2 protein-coding genes and 1 pseudogene are annotated in these 3015 nt (G+C 64.7%); all 3 read left to right on the top strand.

Going from position 1 to position 3015, the window contains the following annotated elements:
- Nucleotides 1-234: pseudogene (locus B3587_RS10740) on the top strand (cystathionine beta-lyase); the annotation flags it as partial.
- Between the two features lie 41 nt (nt 235-275).
- Nucleotides 276-1355, top strand: a complete 1080-nt coding sequence (locus tag B3587_RS10735; protein WP_292728505.1) for a ubiquinol-cytochrome c reductase iron-sulfur subunit — start codon at nt 276-278, stop codon at nt 1353-1355.
- A partial coding sequence (locus B3587_RS10730) for a cytochrome b (RefSeq protein WP_292728503.1) occupies nt 1352-3015 on the top strand: 1664 nt, incomplete at its 3' end. The genes B3587_RS10735 and B3587_RS10730, both read left to right, overlap by 4 nt.

Genomic DNA, 3015 nt, shown 5'->3' with positions numbered 1-3015 from the left:
TACGCCGCGATGGTCACCGGCCCCCAGAACATGCCGGTGTTCAACGACATGTACCTGACCGACGAGGACAAGCGAGACATCATCTCGTCGCTGCTGTACATCCAGCAGACCGAGTCCCCCGGTGGATTCAAGCTCGGGTCGCTCGGACCGGTCGCTGAGGGTCTGTTCATCTGGATCTTCGGGATCAGCACCCTGATCGGCATCACCGTGTGGATCACGGCGAAATCCAACTGACCCCGCATACCGAATACGTAGCAAGACGCTAGAGGAGCACCATGGCACACGAGGACGACCCGCACGGCCTCGACAGGGCGTCGTACCAGCCCTCGTCGGGAACGGCCGTCGCCGTCACCGACCCCGTGCGTAACCCCGAGCTTCCGCCGCACCGTGAGCGGATGACCGACAAGGACCCGGCGGCGATGAAGCGCGCCGTCCGCACGATCTACACGCTCTTCTACATCTCGGTAGCCGGGTCGCTGTGGGCAGTTGCCGCCTACATGATCTTCCCGATCGAGAGCGGCGAGATCCCGGCGATCCGCGACAACAACCTCTTCATCGGCCTCGGCATCGCCCTCGCGCTGCTGGCTATTGGTGTCGCCGCGATCCACTGGTCCAAGGCGGTGATGTCCGACAAGGAGCACACCGAGGCCCGCCACCCCACTCGTGGCACCGACGCGACGCGTGCCGGCGCCGTAGCCGTCTTCGAAGCCGCCAACGAGGAGTCAGGATTCGGACGACGCACCGTCATCCGCGGCGGCCTCTTCGCGGCCCTGATCGCCTCGATCCTTCCGGCGATCACCCTCTTCCGTGGTCTTGCCCCCGAGAACACTCCCGAGCGCCCCAACGCGGGCAACCCGGTGTACCTCCTCAGCCACACCATGTGGAAGCCCGGCATGCGTCTGGCCAAGGACCCCGAGGGAACGCCGATCAAGGCATCCGAGGTCACCCTCGGCTCGGCAGTCCACGTGATCCCCGAGCCGCTCGCCGACCTCAGCCACGAAGAGGGTTACCTCGACGAGAAGGCCAAGGCGATCGTGCTGCTGGTGCGTATGCTCCCCGAGCAGATCACCGAGACCCCCGAGCGGGCGAGCTGGTCATATGACGGCATCGTGGCCTACTCGAAGGTGTGCACACACGTCGGCTGCCCCGTGGCCCTCTACGAGCAGCAGACGCACCACCTGCTGTGCCCGTGCCACCAGTCGCAGTTCGACGTCTCGGACGGCGCGAAGGTCATCTTCGGCCCCGCTGCCCGCCCGCTGCCGCAGCTGCCCATCGAGGTGGATGACGAGGGTTACCTCGTCGCGCAGAGCGACTTCACCGAACCCGTCGGCCCGAGCTTCTGGGAGCGCCATTGAGCACCGCCACCGCTACTGACGAGACGGCCGTCGGTACCACCAGAGACAAGCCGCTCGGCGGCCGATTCGTCGGCGCAACCGCCAACTACCTCGACGAGCGCACCAGCCTCTCGGGTCTGGTCAAGGAGCTCGGTCGCAAGATCTTCCCCGACCACTGGTCGTTCATGCTGGGTGAGATCGCCCTGTGGAGCTTCGTCGTCGTCCTCCTCTCGGGGACTTTCCTGACCTTCTTCTTCCAGGCGTCGATGGTTCCCACCCACTACACAGGCGCATACATTCCGATGCGCGGCGTAGAGATGTCGGCGGCCCTAGATTCGACCCTGCGCATTTCGTTCGACCTGCGCGGTGGGCTCCTGGTGCGCCAGATCCACCACTGGGCGGCGCTGGTGTTCATCGCCGGTATCGGCGTTCACATGCTGCGGGTGTTCTTCACCGGCGCGTTCCGCAAGCCTCGCGAGCTGAACTGGACGATCGGCTTCGTGCTGTTCGTCCTCGCGATGGGCGAGGGCTTCACCGGCTACTCGCTCCCGGACGACCTGCTGTCGGGTAACGGCCTGCGGATCATCGACGGCATGATCAAGGGAATTCCGCTCATCGGTACCTGGACCTCCTTCCTGCTGTTCGGCGGGGAGTTCCCTGGTGATCAGATCGTCGGACGCCTGTACACGTTGCACATCCTGCTGCTGCCCGCGATCCTCGTCGCGCTCCTCGCGGCCCACCTGATCCTCATGATCGTGAACAAGCACACGCAGTTCGCCGGTCCTGGGCGCTCGAACGACAATGTCGTGGGCTACCCGATGCTGCCGGTGTACGCCTCGAAGATGGGTGGGTTCTTCTTCATCGTCTTCGGTGTGATCGTGCTGATCGCTTCGCTCTTCACGATCAACCCGATCTGGAACTACGGTCCGTACGACCCGTCCCCGGTGTCAGCAGGTACGCAGCCTGACTGGTACATCGGATTCGCGGATGGCGCCTTGCGTCTCGTGCCCCCGCATTTGGAGTCGGTGTTCTGGGATCGCACCTGGTCATGGAACATCATCCTGCCGCTCACCGTCCTGATCTTGTTCATCGTCTTGGTCGCGCTCTATCCCTTCATCGAGGGGTGGATCACCGGCGACAAGCGCGAGCACCACATCGCGCAGCGTCCGCGCAACGCCCCGACACGCACCGCCATCGGCGCCGCCGGCGTCACCTTCTACGCCGTGCTGTGGGCAGCAGCGTCCTCCGACATCATCGCGACCCACTTCTGGGTCACGATGGAGGGTGTCATCCATACGCTGCAGGCTCTGCTCTTCGTGGGTCCGGTGATCGCGTACTTCGTCACGAAGCGCATCGCGATTGCGCTGCAGAAGAAGGACCGTGAGATCGCGCTGCACGGCTACGAGTCCGGTCGTATCGTCCGCCTCCCCGGTGGCGAGTACATCGAGGTCCACCAGCCTGTTGACGAGTACGAGCGCTGGAAGCTCGTGGACTTCGAGACCTACGAGCCGCTTGTTGTTCGCCCGAACTCGCGCGGCCAGATCCCGTGGCACCAGCACTTCCGCGCCTCGCTGTCGCGCTGGTTCTTCGAAGACCGCCTCGCCCCGGTCACGCAGGCCGAGGTCGACGAAGCGCTCTCGCACCAGCACCACGAGCTCGACCACATCGCCGAGCAGGAGGA

The organism is Microbacterium sp. UBA837, assembly GCF_002296025.1.
In the GTDB taxonomy this organism is placed as follows: Bacteria; Actinomycetota; Actinomycetes; order Actinomycetales; family Microbacteriaceae; genus Microbacterium.
This window is presented reverse-complemented; position numbering and strand designations above follow the sequence as displayed.

Excerpts from the sequence above, each read along its gene's own strand:
- B3587_RS10735 (WP_292728505.1), top strand. The coding sequence starts at position 276 with ATGGCACACGAGGACGACCCGCACGGCCTCGACAGGGCGTCGTACCAG.